This is a genomic window from Streptococcus sp. CF10-1 (genome assembly GCF_024295825.1).
Taxonomy (GTDB): domain Bacteria; phylum Bacillota; class Bacilli; order Lactobacillales; family Streptococcaceae; genus Streptococcus.
The window spans coordinates 41,985-57,864 of record NZ_JANCPQ010000003.1 but is presented as its reverse complement, the minus strand read 5'-3'; the positions used below and the strand labels follow the sequence as shown (position 1 = coordinate 57,864).

Genomic DNA, 15,880 nt, shown 5'->3' with positions numbered 1-15,880 from the left:
TGATATAATAGAAGAAAATGGAGGATAGAAAATGTCTAAAGTAAGATTGTACTTGGTCCGTCATGGGAAAACGATGTTTAACACGATTGGACGTGCTCAAGGATGGAGTGATACGCCTCTAACCGCAGAAGGTGAGTTGGGAATCCATGAACTGGGAATTGGCTTGAGAGAGTCGGGTTTGCAGTTTGACCGCGCTTATTCCAGTGATTCAGGTCGCACTATTCAAACCATGGGAATTATCCTAGAAGAACTTGGCCTACAGGGGAAAATCCCTTACCGCATGGACAAGCGAATCCGTGAGTGGTGTTTTGGTAGTTTTGATGGGGCCTATGATGGGGACCTCTTTATGGGCTTGATTCCGAGAATTTTCAATGTAGACCATGTTCATCAGTTGTCCTATGCAGAGCTAGCAGAAGGTCTAGTTGAGGTCGATACAGCAGGCTGGGCTGAAGGTTGGGAAAAACTCAGTGGTCGAATCAAGGAAGGCTTTGAAGCGATTGCCAAAGAAATGGAAGAACAAGGTGGGGGCAATGCTCTCGTCGTGAGTCATGGAATGACGATTGGGACCATTGTTTACCTAATCAATGGTATGCATCCGCATGGTCTAGATAATGGTAGCGTGACGATTCTTGAATATGAGGACGGTCAGTTTAGCGTAGAAGTTGTTGGTGACCGTAGCTATCGAGAGCTCGGACGTGAGAAGATGGGAGAAATAAAAAATTGATAGAAGTTAGCTCCGATTAGGAGCTAATTTTGAGTTAAAGGATATGATTTAAATCAGTAGTTCCGAAAAAGTAAAAATTTTTGGGAGATGTTATGAAAGGAAGGCTAGAATTATTTTGGAGAAACAATACCCTAAAGTCCAACATAGTGGCATCCGATATAAACAGAGTGAAATCAAACTAAAAAGATTGAATCTTGCATAACGCAAAACTCAATCCTTCATTAAAAAAATATTTATCATGTTTAGCAATCAGTCAAATCTAGTTGAAAGATATGTTATATTTGAATGAAATTACCAAATATAAGGGAAAATTCGATAGCGAACCTTTTGACAGTATGTTTCATATGCTTTTCCAAAATGATTGTATAAGGCTTTTTCTTCTACTTTTAATCGAATACTGTAACCAACTACCAATAGAATGAGACAAATAATAATTGTGAGAGGATTTAATGAAACAATTGACAAGCCAAGTATGGATACGATGCTACCAGTATAGGCAGGATTTCTTACTATAGAATAGGGCCCTGCTTCTACCAACTGCTGACTATCTGTTGTTTGAACCGCAAGTGTAAAATTCTTCCCAAGATAATTAACTGCATAGATACGTAATACAAAGCCGGCTAGAGAAAGGAGAATTCCAATATAGATCAAAAAATGTGGCAATTGAGCTATAGAAGGTAGAAGTTGTTCATTCATTAATAGAAGACAACAAACAACACTACCAATAATGATGTAACGACTTCCTTTGTCTTCAGAGTTATTTTCATTGTTTGATTTTGTTTTCCTTTTAATCCACGTTTCTGTGATGATGAAAATGAGAATGAACCCATATGCAAAAATAGTTTGTAAATCCATGATTATTTCCTCCAGCTAGCATTATACAACTTTCAATTTTGGTGGTCAATTAAAAGGAAATAGTTAGAGTATGTTTTGTAATAGGTATCAATGGAAACTTCATGATTTCATCTGTAAAAATCTCTTGAAAATGGTATAATAGTAACATCATAAAATTGGAGAGAGACCATGAGTTTTTACAATCATAAGGAAATTGAGCCTAAGTGGCAGGGCTACTGGGCAGAACATCATACATTTAAGACAGGAACAGATGCCTCAAAACCGAAGTTTTATGCGCTTGACATGTTCCCTTACCCGTCTGGAGCAGGTCTGCACGTAGGACACCCAGAAGGCTACACAGCGACTGATATCCTTAGCCGTTACAAACGTGCCCAAGGTTACAATGTCCTTCACCCAATGGGGTGGGATGCCTTTGGTTTGCCAGCTGAGCAGTACGCTATGGATACGGGGAATGACCCAGCAGAATTTACAGCAGAAAATATTGCCAACTTCAAACGCCAAATCAATGCGCTTGGATTCTCTTACGACTGGGACCGTGAAGTTAACACAACAGATCCAAACTACTACAAGTGGACTCAGTGGATTTTCACCAAGCTTTACGAAAAAGGCTTGGCCTATGAAGCCGAAGTACCAGTAAACTGGGTGGAAGAATTGGGAACGGCCATTGCCAACGAAGAGGTTCTTCCTGACGGAACTTCTGAGCGTGGAGGCTATCCAGTTGTCCGCAAACCAATGCGCCAATGGATGCTCAAAATCACTGCTTATGCAGAACGTCTGCTTAACGATTTAGATGAACTTGACTGGCCAGAGTCTATCAAGGACATGCAACGCAACTGGATTGGTAAATCCACTGGTGCCAATGTAACTTTCAAAGTGAAAGGGACTGACAAGGAATTTACCGTCTTTACTACTCGTCCGGACACGCTTTTCGGTGCGACTTTCACTGTTTTGGCTCCTGAGCATGAACTAGTAGATGCCATCACAAGCCCAGAGCAAGCTGATGCAGTTGCGGCCTACAAACACCAAGCTAGTCTCAAGTCTGACTTGGCTCGTACCGACCTTGCTAAGGAAAAAACAGGTGTATGGACTGGTGCTTATGCCATTAATCCTGTCAATGGCAAGGAAATTCCAATCTGGATTGCCGACTATGTTCTTGCTAGTTATGGAACAGGTGCTGTCATGGCTGTGCCTGCCCATGACCAACGTGACTGGGAATTTGCCAAACAATTTGACCTTCCAATCGTAGAAGTGCTTGAAGGTGGAAATGTAGCAGAAGCTGCCTATACTGAAGATGGTCTTCATGTCAATTCAGACTTCCTAGATGGCCTTAACAAAGAAGACGCTATTGCTAAGATTGTGGCTTGGTTGGAAGAAAAAGGCTACGGTCAAGAAAAAGTCACCTACCGTCTCCGTGACTGGCTCTTTAGCCGTCAACGTTACTGGGGTGAGCCAATTCCAATCATTCATTGGGAAGATGGGACTTCAACGGCTGTTCCTGAAAATGAATTGCCACTTGTCTTGCCTGTAACTAAGGACATCCGTCCTTCAGGTACTGGTGAAAGTCCACTAGCTAACTTGACAGACTGGCTTGAAGTGACTCGTGAAGATGGTGTTAAAGGTCGTCGTGAAACCAATACCATGCCACAGTGGGCTGGTTCAAGTTGGTACTACCTCCGCTATATTGACCCTCATAACACTGAGAAATTGGCTGATGAGGATCTCCTCAAACAATGGTTGCCAGTGGATATCTACGTGGGTGGTGCAGAACACGCCGTTCTTCACTTGCTTTACGCTCGTTTCTGGCACAAATTCCTCTATGACCTTGGTGTTGTTCCAACCAAAGAACCATTCCAAAAACTCTTTAACCAAGGGATGATTTTGGGGACAAGCTATCGTGACTACCGTGGGGCTCTTGTGGCAACTGACAAGGTTGAAAAACGTGACGGTTCCTTCTTCCATGTGGAAACAGGGGAAGAGTTGGAGCAAGCACCAGCCAAGATGTCTAAATCCCTCAAGAACGTTGTCAATCCAGACGACGTGGTGGAACAATACGGTGCTGACACCCTTCGTGTCTATGAAATGTTTATGGGACCACTTGACGCTTCCATCGCTTGGTCAGAAGAAGGTCTTGAAGGAAGTCGTAAATTCCTAGACCGTGTTTACCGTTTGATTACAAGTAAAGAAATCGCTGCGGAAAACAATGGTGCTCTTGACAAGGTCTACAATGAAACTGTTAAATCTGTCACTGAGCAAATCGAATCCATGAAATTCAACACGGGCATTGCCCAACTTATGGTCTTTGTCAACGCTGCTAATAAGGAAGACAAACTCTATGTAGACTACGCCAAAGGCTTTATCCAATTGATTGCTCCATTTGCACCTCACTTGGCAGAAGAACTCTGGCAAACTGTTGCAGAAACAGGTGAATCCATCTCTTATGTAGCTTGGCCAACATGGGACGAAAGCAAATTGGTTGAAGACGAAATTGAAATCGTCGTCCAAATCAAAGGTAAAGTCCGTGCTAAACTCATGGTTGCTAAAGACCTATCACGCGAAGAATTGCAAGAAATCGCTCTAGCGGATGAAAAAGTTAAAGCAGAAATTGACGGCAAGGAAATCGTGAAGGTGATTAGTGTCCCTAACAAGCTTGTGAATATTGTGGTGAAATAACCAATTTATTTGCTCATCTGCAACCTCAAACAGTTCCCCAAACTGTTTGAGCCAACTAAATTGGTTAATATCGTTGTGAAATAAGATAGGAATCCTTCAGAGTAGAATCTGGAGGATTTTTATTTGACAAGAAGTTTCTATTTTGTTAATATAATTAACAAAGAAAAGAGAGATTATGGATAAAAAAGAATTTATTACATTTAATAATCGTTTCAATAGATTTATTTTAGCATTTGAACAGCTAAAAAAAAATCAACATAAAATTAGTATTGACAAATCCATTACGTTGAATGAGGTACATTTGATTGTTGTGATTGGGAAAAATCAGCCCTTAAATCTAGTGAAATTATCTGAATTATTAAAAGTTTCGAGAAGTGCAATAACTCAAAGTGTCAAGAGATTAATTCAAAAAAATTTAGTTGTTTTTGATTTTACTCCGAATAATGGGAAAAATAAATATTTGAGATTATCTGAAAAAGGCATCGAAGTTTTTAAAATCCATAAGGAGCAACAAGCATATATTGAAGAATCGGTCTTTTCAGTTTTAAACAACTATAGCGAGGAGGAGCTTCAAACAGTTGTGAAATTGATGGATGATATTGAAAATGTATGGGGAGAATTACCGTGGTGAAAGTCACGGTAAATTTTAAACTTAGTTGTTAAGTGTATTAACAAAAGGAGAAGATATGACTGTAAATATTGAGCTGATTTCACAAACTGACTTAGCAGATGAATCTTTTTATATTACTATCAATGGTTTAGAACCAAGGACAAGGTATTGTGTAGAAATGTACCTGTCTGATTATTACTGTATAAATGCTCCCTTACTTTTAGATCATGATGTCGTGTGGAAATCAACCGCAATTTTTTTATCTGATCAGGGCGGTATGATTGATACCTCTCAGACAGCAGCTATTTCAGGATCTTATAAAGGGGTTTCAGAAATGGGCTTGTTCTTTAATGCGAAACCGTTGAAAAATAGGAAAAGGAGATTACCCAGTTCTCTTGATAGAATTCCATTGCGAGATTGTTTCGGTGTTGAAATTAAAATCAGGCTGGGGAAAGATGTGGTCGCGGAGCAAAGTTTTGTAAGGCGTTATATGAATCTGGGAATAAGGTATCAAGATATTTATGATAAGCATTTTCAAGGTCGATTATTTTATGATGAAAAGTTAAGAAAGGCGCCAGCCGTGATTATTGTTAGTGGTAGTGAGGGAAGAATTGAAAAAGCTCAGAACATTGCCCAACTTTTATCTTCTAGAGGCTATATTTGTCTTGCGATAGCTTATTTTGGTTTAGAGGGATTACCCCAAAACTTAGAACGAATTCCGATAGAATGTCTGGAGGAAGCGAAAGATTTTCTATATCATCATCCTCAAGTTGATAATACAAAAATAGGAATATATGGTCGTTCTAAAGGAGCAGAGCTTGTTCTGGCTGGACAAAGTATTTTGGATGATGTGCAATGTTTGGTACTCAATTCCCCCTCAAATGTAATATTTGAGGGAATAAAGGGAAAACTCAACTCTCATTCATCTTCTTGGACATATTTGCAAAAAGAACTTCCGTATCAAAAATTTCAACTAGGAAATTATTTGTTAAACAAGTTTTTTGGAAAACATATTTCGGAAGATAGTAGGGCTCAGATTGATGTGAGTAAAATTGCCTCTCCTTTATTATTACTAGGAAGCGATGTTGATGAAATATGGAATGCGTCATCCGCGATAGATGATATTATTTCACATTATAAAGGGAAATCCATTTTGTTTAAAAAATACCATGAAACAGGGCATATGTTGACGGTTGCTTATCAACCGAATCATCGTTATCGAAAAGATTGGCACTTATTAATGAAAGAAAGTGTAGACTCTTGGTTTGCTACGATAAATTTTTTTGATACACATTTGAAAAATTTGTAGATAGTGCTGAACCGTGCTATAATAGTCCCAACTAAGATAAAAACACAGTTCTGGTTGGTAGTCCAGACGTAGGCAAGCCTATCAGTAACCTTCCTCCTTGGTTGTCCATTCTTAGGGATAGATTTAAGGAGGTGCTGTCGTGGAAATCGTTTCAATTGGCTTGACAGTTTATTTTGAAGATGGATTTTGGCATGGATTGTTTGAACAAGAGTATGAGGGAACTTATCAAGTTTGTCGTGTGACATTTGGTCAGGAACCAAAAGAGGATGAAATTTTGAAACTTTTACAGACTCAGTTTGTTCGGTTATCTTTTAGTCCAGAGGCAACAGTCAAACAGCATGTGAAGATTAAGAATCCGAAGCGTCTGCAGCGAGCTGTAAAGAAACAGGTGAAGCAGAAAGTTTCTTCTAAGTCACAAGAACTTTTACAGTTGCAGTTTGAGGAACGAAAAAAGCATTCAAAACAACAGTCTAGTCTCCAAAAGCGATTGCTCAAGCAAGAGAAATTTGAACGCAAACAGCAAAAACGTAGAGAGAAGCACAAGGGGCACTAGTAGCTTTCTCTTTCATAAAATAGAACAGCTCTTCTTGGATAACAAGAGCTGTTTTTGCTTGTATTGAAGATTTCTTTCCTAATAGATAGACTTATCGTTAATGGCAGTTTCAAATTCAGGACCATACTTGCTTACTTCAAATTTAATCCTGCCCCATTCAGCATTTTCATTTTACTAGAAGGGAGTGTGTGCTATGATTTCTGATTCATTTTTTATTGTTTGGTTTAGCGAGAACAATACTATTGACTCTTGGATTTTTCTGCCGGATGCTATAAAACATCTCTTTTATAGCGTATGTTTAAAAATATAATGTATGGTTGTAAGTGTTTTTCAACATCCTCTAGTGATTTGATGGTAGAAAAACGGTTGCAGCCTGCACCACTTTAACTTAACCCCATTATTTTACCACTTGGCCTTTCATTTTGACTGCTTATCTCAAAAGTCGATTTTTCTTTCATTCTTTTTGTTAAACTAGTGTGGTTAAGAGGAGGAAAAAATATGATTTTACAAGCTAAACATTTGACTAAACGGTACGGCAATCATATGGCTGTCGATGATATTCAGTTAGAGTTTGAAAGAGGAAGTTTCAATGCTATTTTGGGACCCAATGGTGCAGGGAAATCAACCACCATTTCCATGTTAATCGGTTTGAAAAATCCGACACAAGGTCAGATTCGATATGCGCCAAATACGAAAATCGGAGTGGTTTTTCAAGCTAGTGTACTGGATGAGATGTTGACGGTTAGGGAAAATCTCACGATTCGTGCTCAACAGTATAAGGAGATTGCGGCAAGTCGTGTGGATGATTTGATTCATCAACTGGGTTTGACTGCTTTCCAGAAACAACTATATGGAACTTTGTCAGGTGGGCAAAAACGTCGGGTTGATATTGCGCGTGCTCTTCTTTCGCGACCAGATATTCTTTTCTTGGATGAACCAACGACAGGTCTTGATATTCAGACGCGCAAATCCATCTGGGATCTACTGTATCGACTACAAAAGGATGAAGGGATGACTATTATCTTAACGACTCATTATCTGGATGAAGCGGATGAAGCGGATCAGATCTATATCGTTGATCATGGGAAAGTGATTGCGCAAGGTTCTGCGACTGCTATTAAAAGTCAGTATGCATCTAATATCCTAAAAATTCGTTTTAAAGAAATGAAGGATTTAGAAAAGCTGCTACAGTCTGGAATGACAGTAGAGGAAGAAAATGAGTTGGAATATCTTTTTTATCCAAGGACGTCACAGGAAGCCATTGAATATTTGGCAAAAGTTCGAGAAGAAATTGATTCTTTTGAGTTTCGTCCGGGTACTATGGATGATGCCTTTATTGCGCTTACAGGAAGAGAGGTTCGCTAATGCTAGCTTTATTGAAACGGAATTTTATCTTATATTTTCGTAATCGTTCGGGAGTATTTTTCTCATTATTGGGGGCATTGATTTCCTTCCTCCTTTATATCATTTTTTTGCAGAAGAATTTGACGGATTCTTGGTCCCAACTCCCTAATAGCACGAATCTTTTAAATAACTGGCTGATGGGTGGGACGTTGGCTGTGACTGGGATGACAACCAGTTTTACGGCTCTTAAACAAATGGTACAGGACCGCGAAAATCAAGTGGATCAAGATCTCTTCTTGACAGATTTGGGTAACTGGGGCTTACAGGCGTCCTATCTAATCAGTAGTATTGTTATTTCTTTTGTCATGCAGGTGTTTATGTATGCTGTTATGAGTTTTTATTTTAAAGAGAGCCCAGTTATCAGTCATTTACCGGAAATTGCTTTGATTATGTTGTTAAGCAGTCTGCTTTCAAGTTTGGTAAATGTTCTCTTGATTTACCGTTTTCAATCTGTAGATAGCCTTGGTAAACTGGCAACGATAGTGGGAACTGCTTCTGGATTTTTAGTAGGAACTTATATCCCCATTGGAGTATTACCTGATTCTGCACAGCTTTTCATGAAATGTACCCCTGCAACTTATATTGCTTCTCTTTATCGACAAGTCTTGATGAAAGATCGGTTAGAGACCGCATTTTCAGGAAACAACAGTCTGTTACAGGAATTTCAAGAAAAAATGGGAATCCAAATCAACTGGCAAGAACTATTGACAAAGGAAGAAACATACTTTATAGTGGTTATTATCAGTCTCGTCGCTATTCTTCTTTGGCTTTTATTTGTTAAAGTGTTTAGCAAGAGAAAATAAAGGTGTATTGGAGAGAAAATGAAGATTCGTTTTGAAATGAAGACAGAGTTTTCAGAAAAAGACCCACACATTTTAATTCAGGCAGCTCAGTTAACCGACCAAGCAAGAGAAGTCATGGAATATTTAGAACAATTTTCAACGACTAATCAGGTGGTCATTCCTATTCGAACGGATGATCATCTGGTTATGGTGAAAATTGAGGATCTTATTCTAGCAGATATCGATAAGAATTTGTTGACTATTTATACGGTAGATGGGATTTATAAAACTAAGGAAACATTGATAAACTTTCAGAATCGAATTAATCGACGTAACTTTATACAGATATCGCGTCATTCAATTATAAACATTGACCATTTAGAGTCATTATCGGATAGCTTTTCAGGGAACATGATGGCTAAGATGACTCGAGGTATCAAATCGAGTGTGAGTCGGAAATACGTTAAGTCCTTAATGGATTATCTAGGTTTATAGGAGAAAATCATGAAGCGATTGATTGCTTATTTTGTATCGGGAATGCGGACGGCCTCCTTTGTTTATTTGAGTTTGGTGTTATTGGCGCAGTTTTATTCAGGTATTACCTATCCTGCACCAACGACAAAAAATATTCTAGCTTTGTTTTTGATGAGTGGAATTATGGGGGTATTGACCTTAATCCTTGAAAGGCTAGAGTTTCTTGCTTATAGTATGCGTGTAGGAGTTCATTTGTTAGCGACAGCTACTATTTTAGTATTAACCTACTTATTTTTTGGCTGGGGTTCAGCATTGTTGAGTCCCTTACTTTGGTTCTTTTTCTTGTTAATTTATGGACTGATATGGTTGTACCAGATCTGGCAAACTCACAAACTAACCCAACGAATTAATCAAGCCTTAGAAGATAAAAGAAAGAAAACGAATCACTAATGTAGTGTTGAGGATGAGGTTTGAGGAGAGTGCTAGTTTCCATATAGGGCAAATTATGATATAGTATTTTTAGCGTAAAACAAGGAGAAAAACGATGCCAGTAAATGAATATGGTCAGATAATTGGTGAGTCAATGGAAGATTATACTCCAGGAGAATTGCCTTTCATTGATTTCTTAGAAGGGCGCTACGCTCGGATAGAGGCTCTTTCGGTGGAAAAGCATGCGGAGGATTTATTAGCTGTTTATGGTCCGGGTACTCCTCGGGAGATGTGGACCTACCTCTTTCAGGAACCAGTGGCAGATATGGAGGAACTGGTTACCGTCTTAAATCAGATGTTGGCTCGTAAGGACCGTTTTTACTATGCGATTATAGATAAGGCAACTGGTAAGGCCTTGGGGACTTTTTCTCTCATGCGCATTGACCAGAATAACCGAGTAATAGAAGTGGGTGCTGTCACTTTTTCTCCAGAACTCAGGGGAACACGTATAGGGACAGAAGCCCAGTATCTCCTGGCACGGTATGTTTTTGAGGAGATTAACTATCGTCGCTATGAGTGGAAATGCGATGCTCTCAATCTCCCATCCAGACGAGCTGCGGAGCGTTTGGGCTTTGTCTATGAAGGAACCTTCCGCCAGGCAGTCGTTTATAAGGGACGTACACGGGATACGGATTGGCTCTCTATGATTGATAAGGACTGGCCTCAAGTTAAAGCTCGTTTGGAAGCATGGCTGGCTCCTGAAAATTTTGATAAAAATGGACGGCAGTACAAGAACTTAAGGGAATTATGAGAGGTATTGAGATGGTGACTATTAGAAGGCAAGAAATCGTCAAGCTAGAGGATGTTTTGCATCTCTATCAGGCAGTTGGATGGACAAATTATACCCATCAACCTCAGATGTTGGAGAAAGCCTTGTCTCACTCATTAGCGATTTATCTGGCACTTGATGGCGATGCCGTGGTGGGCTTGGTCCGTTTGGTCGGAGATGGTTTCTCATCGATTTTTGTCCAGGATTTGATCGTTTTGCCTAGCTATCAGCGCCAAGGGATTGGTAGCGACTTGATGAAAGAGGCTTTAGGTGATTACAAAGATGCCTATCAAGTCCAACTAGTGACCGAACAGACAGAAAAAACCTTGGGATTCTATCGATCTCTGGGATTGGAAACCTTATCTACTTATGATTGTACAGGAATGATTTGGGTGGATCGAAAAAGATAAAAAAATTATTTTTTCTTAAGTAAAGTTTAAGCCTCCTCTTGTATCATATAGTTATTAAATAAAGACCTCCTAATACTTTTCGAAAATCTCATCAACCTTCGTTAGAGTCGACTTAGCTAACTATAGTTATGCTTGCGCCTATCTGCCTAGTCTGATTTCGATTTTCATTGAGTACCCTTTATTTAATGAAATCCTAAACTTTTCTTTTTCATCATAATCTCCTAAAGAAGTCACCCGATCAGGTGGCTTTTTTATGACTTGGGGAGGAAAAATCCATTTGAAAAAAATTTTTTAAAAAATGATAAATCAGAGAAAAAGTTAAGTTAGCTTTAAGATTCATCTTGTATTATATAATCATTAAATAAAGACCTCCTAACTTTATTTAATGAAATCCTAAACTTTTCTTTTTCATAATAATCTCCCTTAACTCCACCCAATCAGGTGGAGTTTTTTGGCTCTATTTCAGGCTTTTTGGGACTATTCTAAAAATCATTTTTCGATATTTTTCGGTATTTTTCGGATTTTGGTCGGGGAATTGGCGGGGACTTTTTGAGATTTTGGCGGGGATTTTTTTAGCGAATATGATTAAGAAATAGGTCTGTTGTCGCTTCAGCAAGTTCATCCTCAACTTGGTTATAACGATCCGTCATATAAACCTTTGTATGCCCCAGCGCCTGGCTTAATTGTTCAAGCGGAACCCCTGCAATAATGCTTTGAGTCGTGAAGAAGTGGCGCATCATGTGAGGTGTTACATGCAATCCTGTTGCTTCATTCACTAGATTGAAGTTTCTATTTAGCTGGTTTGGATTGATGAGACCACCTTTCTCGTTGATAGTTATATAATCCTTGTGCTGTTCCTTGATAATTCCTAACTTTCGCTTAATCTTAGAAGCTTCAGCTATCAGATAATAGATAAGATCCGTTCCGATATCATCAAGGCAGACATATCGCTCTGAATCCTTCGTTTTAAGCCCTCCTTTCCCTTTCAAGGTCTGGTTGCTTCGGCTGTCTCTAAGATGCAGTATAGCCCGTCCGCTGTCGTTCTGAGTGATGTCCATTGGACGCAAACCAAAGACTTCTCCTCTTCTCAATCCAAAAATGGTAAGATAGGTCAGAGCGTAGAATTGTTTTGACATGATTTCTTCTGCCTTTGCTATCCAAGTCTTAAACTCTTTAAGAGTCACTTTCTTGTTAGCAGCAGGGATATCACTCTGGCCAATAAAGACACCTTTCAAGCGATTTGAGAGCAGATTCCCACTTTTCACGGCATCATTCAGCAATGCCATGAAGCTGGAATTGAGAGTTTGAACAGTGTATCTGGTATGGTTCTGCAACTTTTCAGCGATAAATAGTTCATACTCATTTCTATCCAAATTTTTAAGCTGGACAGAACCAAATTTGGGTTTGATATGATTCTTATAGAGATTATCATTGAGGTAGTAGGAAGTGTCATTCCATCGTCCCGTTGACAATCTCTTTTCAGAATAAATATCCCAATACTGATCGAGTGTCAGATTCGTATTGATACCTAATTCTTGTTCTTGGATTTGTTGCTCAATCTCTGTCAAGGCTGCACGAGCTTGCGGAAGGGTTGTGAGACCACTTTTAGTAATCTCTTTCTTTTTACCACGAAAATAGAAAGAGCGTCTGATATAGTAGCGCTTGCCTTTAGCAGTCTCATAGTAATAGATATTTGGGTATTTTGTTTTATTATATTTCATTGTATTCTCCTTGTTTATTAGCTTCTGGACAAGGTCTAAACGTTGAGAATATTGACATCACCCCTTTCATGGTGTAAAATAGGGTATAGAAAAGAGGCCTTTTTAATGGCTGATTTTTTATAAGGGTAAGCTTCACAATCAAACTTTGGCGAGGGCGATTGTGGGGCTTTTTTAAATATCTTTTCGTTTATTCTTTTCGTGTTTCAATGTTAAATAACTAATAATGTAACTTATAAAACCTGTAATGAACAAGAAGAAGCCGAGAGGAGGAAATAAAAATAAGAAAATAGCACCTATGACTATTAATACAATACCAGCTTCTTTATAATTTTTTGCTGTGTATTTTTTTGTAGATTTGGTGGACGTTTGATTTTTTGTTGTTTTCTTCATTCTCTTTTTAGACGGTGTAAACAAGTCTGAAAGACCAAACGTTGTCTTATGATAGACCTTGTTGTATAGAGCTTTCTTAGGATTCTTTATCCACCCAACCCCTTTTTGTCCATATCCAGGAATAAGGGCTTTTTTAGTTTGTCTCTTCCATTTGCTGGTAGTTCTAGCTTTCAAGCTCTTTTTTAGACTCGGTGTTCTCATTCCTATTTTCATAACTTTCCTCTTTTTAATTTTCAACTGGCATGAAGTTTCCGACTATTTTTCCAATAATTCTCGGATTTTCTTCATATGGCGCGAATTTATCTTTATATTTGTTATTGATAGAGACGAGTCTAAGACCGTCTTTTTCTTTATAAACTTTCTTGATATAAGTTTGGCCATCCCAATCAACCGCATAAATGGCACCATCATAGTCAAACCCTGTTTCTTTGATGAGAACGACCTCTCCATTCGTATATTTAGGCTCCATGGAATCTCCGAAAACCCAAGAAGCAAAATCGTGGTCTAGGTCTTTGTCATAAAAAACAGTGTCATAGTTCCCATCGTTGAAGTATGAAAAGCCAGTACCAGCTGAAAGTTTTTCATATACCTTGTATTCAAATAAGTCTTCCTCTAATGAGATAACTTTGTTAGACTGCTCACGCAATTGGTTCTCTGTAAAATCCAAAACCTTTTGTTTTCTAGGAGCAGTAAGCTTTACAGCTTTTTCAGTTATTTTCTGAACAAGAGGAGAAGTAGGGATTTTTAGTTCTTGGACAGGAGTATCGTCTGACATAGGAACATTATATCCCATTAACCAAGCTTCGGAGACCCCCAATGTTTTAGATAATAAAACAAGTTTGTCTTGATCAGGAGAAGACTTTCCTGAAACATATTGTGACAAAGCACTCTTACCCATTTTGATACCAAGTTCCTTTTGAAGTGGTAAAGAACTATTCAAGATATCTACTTGTCTAAGATTTCTTTCAGACAGAATTTGTTTTAGTCGCAAAGATGTTGTAGTTTTCATATTTAACACTCCGTTCTCAATAGTAATTATATATCTATTTAAACAAAAGTTCAAGCTAAAAAATAAAAAGTTCAAAAAAAATGAACTTAAGTATTGACAAGGCAAAAAATAAGGAGTAGAATTATAATCACAAAAGTTCAAACAACTTGAACAAAAGATAGAAAGGAGAATAAATGAAATTTGATTATTCAAAATTGAATGGAAGAATTACTGAAATTTTTAATAGCCGGAAAAAATTCGCTAAAGCTATGAAACTTTCAGAACGAAGTATTTCACTTAAATTAAATAATCAGCGTTATTGGAAAAACAACGAAATTACAACAGCTTGTAATCTGTTACTTATTCCAGATAACCAAATAGGGGATTATTTTTTTAAACTTGAAGTTCAAGAAACTTGAACAAAATAAAACTAGAAAGGAATATTATGAACGAAATTTTTAATTTTCACGGGCAGGAAGTCCGTACTTTGACAATTGATGACGAGCCTTGGTTCGTTGGGAAGGATGTTGCGGATATCTTGGGATATACGAATTCAAGAAAAGCAATTTTTGACCATGTAGATGAAGATGATAAGACAGATGGGGTAACGATTCGTGACGCCATGGGTAGAAATCAAAATCCTATCATCATTAACGAATCTGGTCTCTACTCTCTTATCTTATCCAGCAAGTTACCTCAAGCTAAAGAGTTTAAGCGTTGGGTGACATCAGAGGTCTTGCCAGCGATTCGAAAACAAGGCGGATTTATTCGTGAGGACTTGGATGAGGATGCCTTCATTGCTCTATTTACTGGCCAAAAGAAATTGCGTGAGCAACAGGCGACCATGCTTGAAGATATAGACTATCTCAAGAGTGAACAACCGATTCATCCGAGCTATGCTCAATCACTACTGAAGAAGCGTAAGGCTCGTGTAGTAGCTTGCTTGGGTGGTATTGACAGTCCAGCTTATGCTGACAAAACCTTCGCTCAATCAGTATTCAGACAAGCTGAGATTGATTTCAAGGATCATTTTAATATCAGTCGCTATGACTTGCTACCGAAGAAGTTTGCAGAAGCTGCTCTTGCTTACTGGATGACGTGGGAGCCAAGCACCAATACTAAGATGAAAATCATGAAATTGAACTCATTTGACGAAGGGTAGGAGGGGAAGAAGATGGACAATGTTCTACTTTCACTGTCTGAATGGATTAAGTCCATTATTAAGGACACAATCACAAGGCTAGTCGAGATAGAAAAAGATAGTGATCACTATCCAGAGTTGATGGATGTGAACACTACCTGTGATTTTCTAGGAATTAAGTATGCCACATTTTCAGATAATTATCGTTACTTAAAGGGATTTCCAAAGGAATTACCTGGTAAGAAATGGTCAAAAAGAGCCATCAAAGAATGGCTCTCTAATCAAATATAATAACTTTACTAAAAGGCTTCTGGACAAGGTCTTAGCAAAATTATTTGACTATATTATAGCACAAAAAGAGGATAAGAAACATGAACAATTTACAAATTATCGCAGTATGCACATTGGTGTCAGTAGTCTTGATTGAATCGCTGATTATGAATATCAAACTTAAAATGGCCATGAGACCAAAGAAGAAGATTCAATTTCAAGCGCCACAAGTTGAGAAAGGGTTTATCGACTTTAAAACAGGGCGACGTGTTGACATTGATCCCGTGACACGAAAAGAAACATTTGTGGATTAGCAAGGAG

Annotated in this window: 19 protein-coding genes; 15 read left to right on the top strand and 4 right to left on the bottom strand. The window is 38.4% G+C overall.

Annotated elements, in window-relative coordinates:
- The first annotated feature begins 31 nt into the window (after positions 1-31).
- A complete protein-coding gene (locus NMM25_RS04925; RefSeq protein ID WP_254736150.1) occupies positions 32-724 on the top strand; it encodes a histidine phosphatase family protein in 693 nt (230 codons plus the stop codon).
- Between the two features lie 291 nt (positions 725-1,015).
- On the opposite strand, the gene NMM25_RS04920 is transcribed toward NMM25_RS04925, so the two are convergent.
- Entirely contained in the window at positions 1,016-1,579 is a 564-nt protein-coding gene (locus tag NMM25_RS04920) for an isoprenylcysteine carboxylmethyltransferase family protein (protein WP_000365731.1), read from the bottom strand.
- Positions 1,580-1,747: 168 nt separating this feature from the next.
- Here NMM25_RS04920 and leuS point away from each other — a divergent pair, with 168 nt between their 5' ends.
- The 10 genes from leuS (at position 1,748) to NMM25_RS04870 (ending at position 11,049) form a co-directional block, all read left to right on the top strand.
- On the top strand, positions 1,748-4,249 hold the full coding sequence (gene leuS / locus NMM25_RS04915; RefSeq protein WP_254736149.1) for a leucine--tRNA ligase: 2,502 nt from the start codon (positions 1,748-1,750) through the stop codon (positions 4,247-4,249).
- Positions 4,250-4,424: 175 nt separating this feature from the next.
- On the top strand, positions 4,425-4,880 hold the full coding sequence (locus tag NMM25_RS04910) for a MarR family winged helix-turn-helix transcriptional regulator (RefSeq protein WP_254736148.1): 456 nt from the start codon (positions 4,425-4,427) through the stop codon (positions 4,878-4,880).
- Between the two features lie 55 nt (positions 4,881-4,935).
- The gene (locus NMM25_RS04905; RefSeq protein WP_254736147.1) at positions 4,936-6,168 is read left to right on the top strand and encodes an acyl-CoA thioester hydrolase/BAAT C-terminal domain-containing protein; all 1,233 of its coding nucleotides are present in this window, start codon (positions 4,936-4,938) and stop codon (positions 6,166-6,168) included.
- Positions 6,169-6,307: 139 nt separating this feature from the next.
- Positions 6,308-6,721, top strand: a complete 414-nt coding sequence (locus NMM25_RS04900; protein WP_254736146.1) for a YjdF family protein — start codon at positions 6,308-6,310, stop codon at positions 6,719-6,721.
- A 498-nt stretch (positions 6,722-7,219) separates the two neighbouring features.
- Positions 7,220-8,086 (top strand): ABC transporter ATP-binding protein, encoded by an 867-nt coding sequence (locus tag NMM25_RS04895; RefSeq protein ID WP_084921190.1) that lies wholly within the window; start codon positions 7,220-7,222, stop codon positions 8,084-8,086.
- The gene (locus NMM25_RS04890; RefSeq protein WP_254736145.1) at positions 8,086-8,928 is read left to right on the top strand and encodes an ABC transporter permease; all 843 of its coding nucleotides are present in this window, start codon (positions 8,086-8,088) and stop codon (positions 8,926-8,928) included. The genes NMM25_RS04895 and NMM25_RS04890 overlap by 1 nt, the downstream gene beginning before the upstream one ends.
- Positions 8,929-8,946: 18 nt before the next feature.
- Positions 8,947-9,402, top strand: a complete 456-nt coding sequence (locus tag NMM25_RS04885) for a LytTR family DNA-binding domain-containing protein (protein ID WP_117647386.1) — start codon at positions 8,947-8,949, stop codon at positions 9,400-9,402.
- Positions 9,403-9,411: 9 nt separating this feature from the next.
- Positions 9,412-9,831, top strand: coding sequence for a DUF3021 domain-containing protein (locus NMM25_RS04880; RefSeq protein WP_000825486.1), 420 nt, complete (start codon positions 9,412-9,414; stop codon positions 9,829-9,831).
- A gap of 94 nt (positions 9,832-9,925) precedes the next feature.
- Positions 9,926-10,621: a GNAT family N-acetyltransferase gene (locus NMM25_RS04875; RefSeq protein WP_213988560.1), complete on the top strand. Its 696-nt coding sequence runs from the start codon at positions 9,926-9,928 to the stop codon at positions 10,619-10,621.
- 11 nt (positions 10,622-10,632) lie between these two features.
- Complete coding sequence (locus NMM25_RS04870) at positions 10,633-11,049, top strand: GNAT family N-acetyltransferase (RefSeq protein ID WP_213988559.1); 417 nt, start codon at positions 10,633-10,635, stop codon at positions 11,047-11,049.
- Positions 11,050-11,621: 572 nt separating this feature from the next.
- Here NMM25_RS04870 and NMM25_RS04865 read toward each other — a convergent pair.
- The 3 genes from NMM25_RS04865 to NMM25_RS04855 all read right to left on the bottom strand — a co-directional run bounded on the left by NMM25_RS04865 (position 11,622) and on the right by NMM25_RS04855 (position 14,103).
- Positions 11,622-12,770 carry a site-specific integrase gene (locus NMM25_RS04865; RefSeq protein WP_254736144.1) on the bottom strand — a complete coding sequence of 383 codons (1,149 nt, stop codon included), beginning with the start codon at positions 12,768-12,770 and terminating at the stop codon, positions 11,622-11,624.
- 171 nt (positions 12,771-12,941) lie between these two features.
- Complete coding sequence (locus NMM25_RS04860; RefSeq protein WP_254736143.1) at positions 12,942-13,373, bottom strand: DUF308 domain-containing protein; 432 nt, start codon at positions 13,371-13,373, stop codon at positions 12,942-12,944.
- A gap of 13 nt (positions 13,374-13,386) precedes the next feature.
- On the bottom strand, positions 13,387-14,103 hold the full coding sequence (locus NMM25_RS04855) for a S24 family peptidase (protein ID WP_368406760.1): 717 nt from the start codon (positions 14,101-14,103) through the stop codon (positions 13,387-13,389).
- Positions 14,104-14,342: 239 nt separating this feature from the next.
- Here NMM25_RS04855 and NMM25_RS04850 point away from each other — a divergent pair, with 239 nt between their 5' ends.
- The 4 genes from NMM25_RS04850 to NMM25_RS04835 all read left to right on the top strand — a co-directional run bounded on the left by NMM25_RS04850 (position 14,343) and on the right by NMM25_RS04835 (position 15,873).
- Positions 14,343-14,567, top strand: coding sequence for a DUF739 family protein (locus tag NMM25_RS04850; RefSeq protein ID WP_254736141.1), 225 nt, complete (start codon positions 14,343-14,345; stop codon positions 14,565-14,567).
- Between the two features lie 26 nt (positions 14,568-14,593).
- Complete coding sequence (locus NMM25_RS04845; protein ID WP_254736140.1) at positions 14,594-15,310, top strand: ORF6C domain-containing protein; 717 nt, start codon at positions 14,594-14,596, stop codon at positions 15,308-15,310.
- A gap of 12 nt (positions 15,311-15,322) precedes the next feature.
- Entirely contained in the window at positions 15,323-15,580 is a 258-nt protein-coding gene (locus tag NMM25_RS04840; RefSeq protein ID WP_000370958.1) for a hypothetical protein, read from the top strand.
- A gap of 80 nt (positions 15,581-15,660) precedes the next feature.
- Positions 15,661-15,873, top strand: a complete 213-nt coding sequence (locus NMM25_RS04835; RefSeq protein WP_254736139.1) for a hypothetical protein — start codon at positions 15,661-15,663, stop codon at positions 15,871-15,873.
- The last annotated feature ends 7 nt before the right edge of the window (positions 15,874-15,880 follow it).

Coding starts and splice junctions, on each gene's coding strand:
- NMM25_RS04895 (WP_084921190.1), top strand. CDS start 7,220: ATGATTTTACAAGCTAAACATTTGACTAAACGGTACGGCAATCATATG.
- NMM25_RS04910 (WP_254736148.1), top strand. CDS start 4,425: ATGGATAAAAAAGAATTTATTACATTTAATAATCGTTTCAATAGATTT.
- NMM25_RS04850 (WP_254736141.1), top strand. CDS start 14,343: ATGAAATTTGATTATTCAAAATTGAATGGAAGAATTACTGAAATTTTT.
- NMM25_RS04865 (WP_254736144.1), bottom strand. CDS start 12,770: ATGAAATATAATAAAACAAAATACCCAAATATCTATTACTATGAGACT.
- NMM25_RS04835 (WP_254736139.1), top strand. CDS start 15,661: ATGAACAATTTACAAATTATCGCAGTATGCACATTGGTGTCAGTAGTC.
- leuS (WP_254736149.1), top strand. CDS start 1,748: ATGAGTTTTTACAATCATAAGGAAATTGAGCCTAAGTGGCAGGGCTAC.
- NMM25_RS04845 (WP_254736140.1), top strand. CDS start 14,594: ATGAACGAAATTTTTAATTTTCACGGGCAGGAAGTCCGTACTTTGACA.
- NMM25_RS04880 (WP_000825486.1), top strand. CDS start 9,412: ATGAAGCGATTGATTGCTTATTTTGTATCGGGAATGCGGACGGCCTCC.
- NMM25_RS04870 (WP_213988559.1), top strand. CDS start 10,633: ATGGTGACTATTAGAAGGCAAGAAATCGTCAAGCTAGAGGATGTTTTG.
- NMM25_RS04885 (WP_117647386.1), top strand. CDS start 8,947: ATGAAGATTCGTTTTGAAATGAAGACAGAGTTTTCAGAAAAAGACCCA.
- NMM25_RS04860 (WP_254736143.1), bottom strand. CDS start 13,373: ATGAAAATAGGAATGAGAACACCGAGTCTAAAAAAGAGCTTGAAAGCT.
- NMM25_RS04920 (WP_000365731.1), bottom strand. CDS start 1,579: ATGGATTTACAAACTATTTTTGCATATGGGTTCATTCTCATTTTCATC.
- NMM25_RS04925 (WP_254736150.1), top strand. CDS start 32: ATGTCTAAAGTAAGATTGTACTTGGTCCGTCATGGGAAAACGATGTTT.
- NMM25_RS04875 (WP_213988560.1), top strand. CDS start 9,926: ATGCCAGTAAATGAATATGGTCAGATAATTGGTGAGTCAATGGAAGAT.
- NMM25_RS04890 (WP_254736145.1), top strand. CDS start 8,086: ATGCTAGCTTTATTGAAACGGAATTTTATCTTATATTTTCGTAATCGT.
- NMM25_RS04840 (WP_000370958.1), top strand. CDS start 15,323: ATGGACAATGTTCTACTTTCACTGTCTGAATGGATTAAGTCCATTATT.
- NMM25_RS04905 (WP_254736147.1), top strand. CDS start 4,936: ATGACTGTAAATATTGAGCTGATTTCACAAACTGACTTAGCAGATGAA.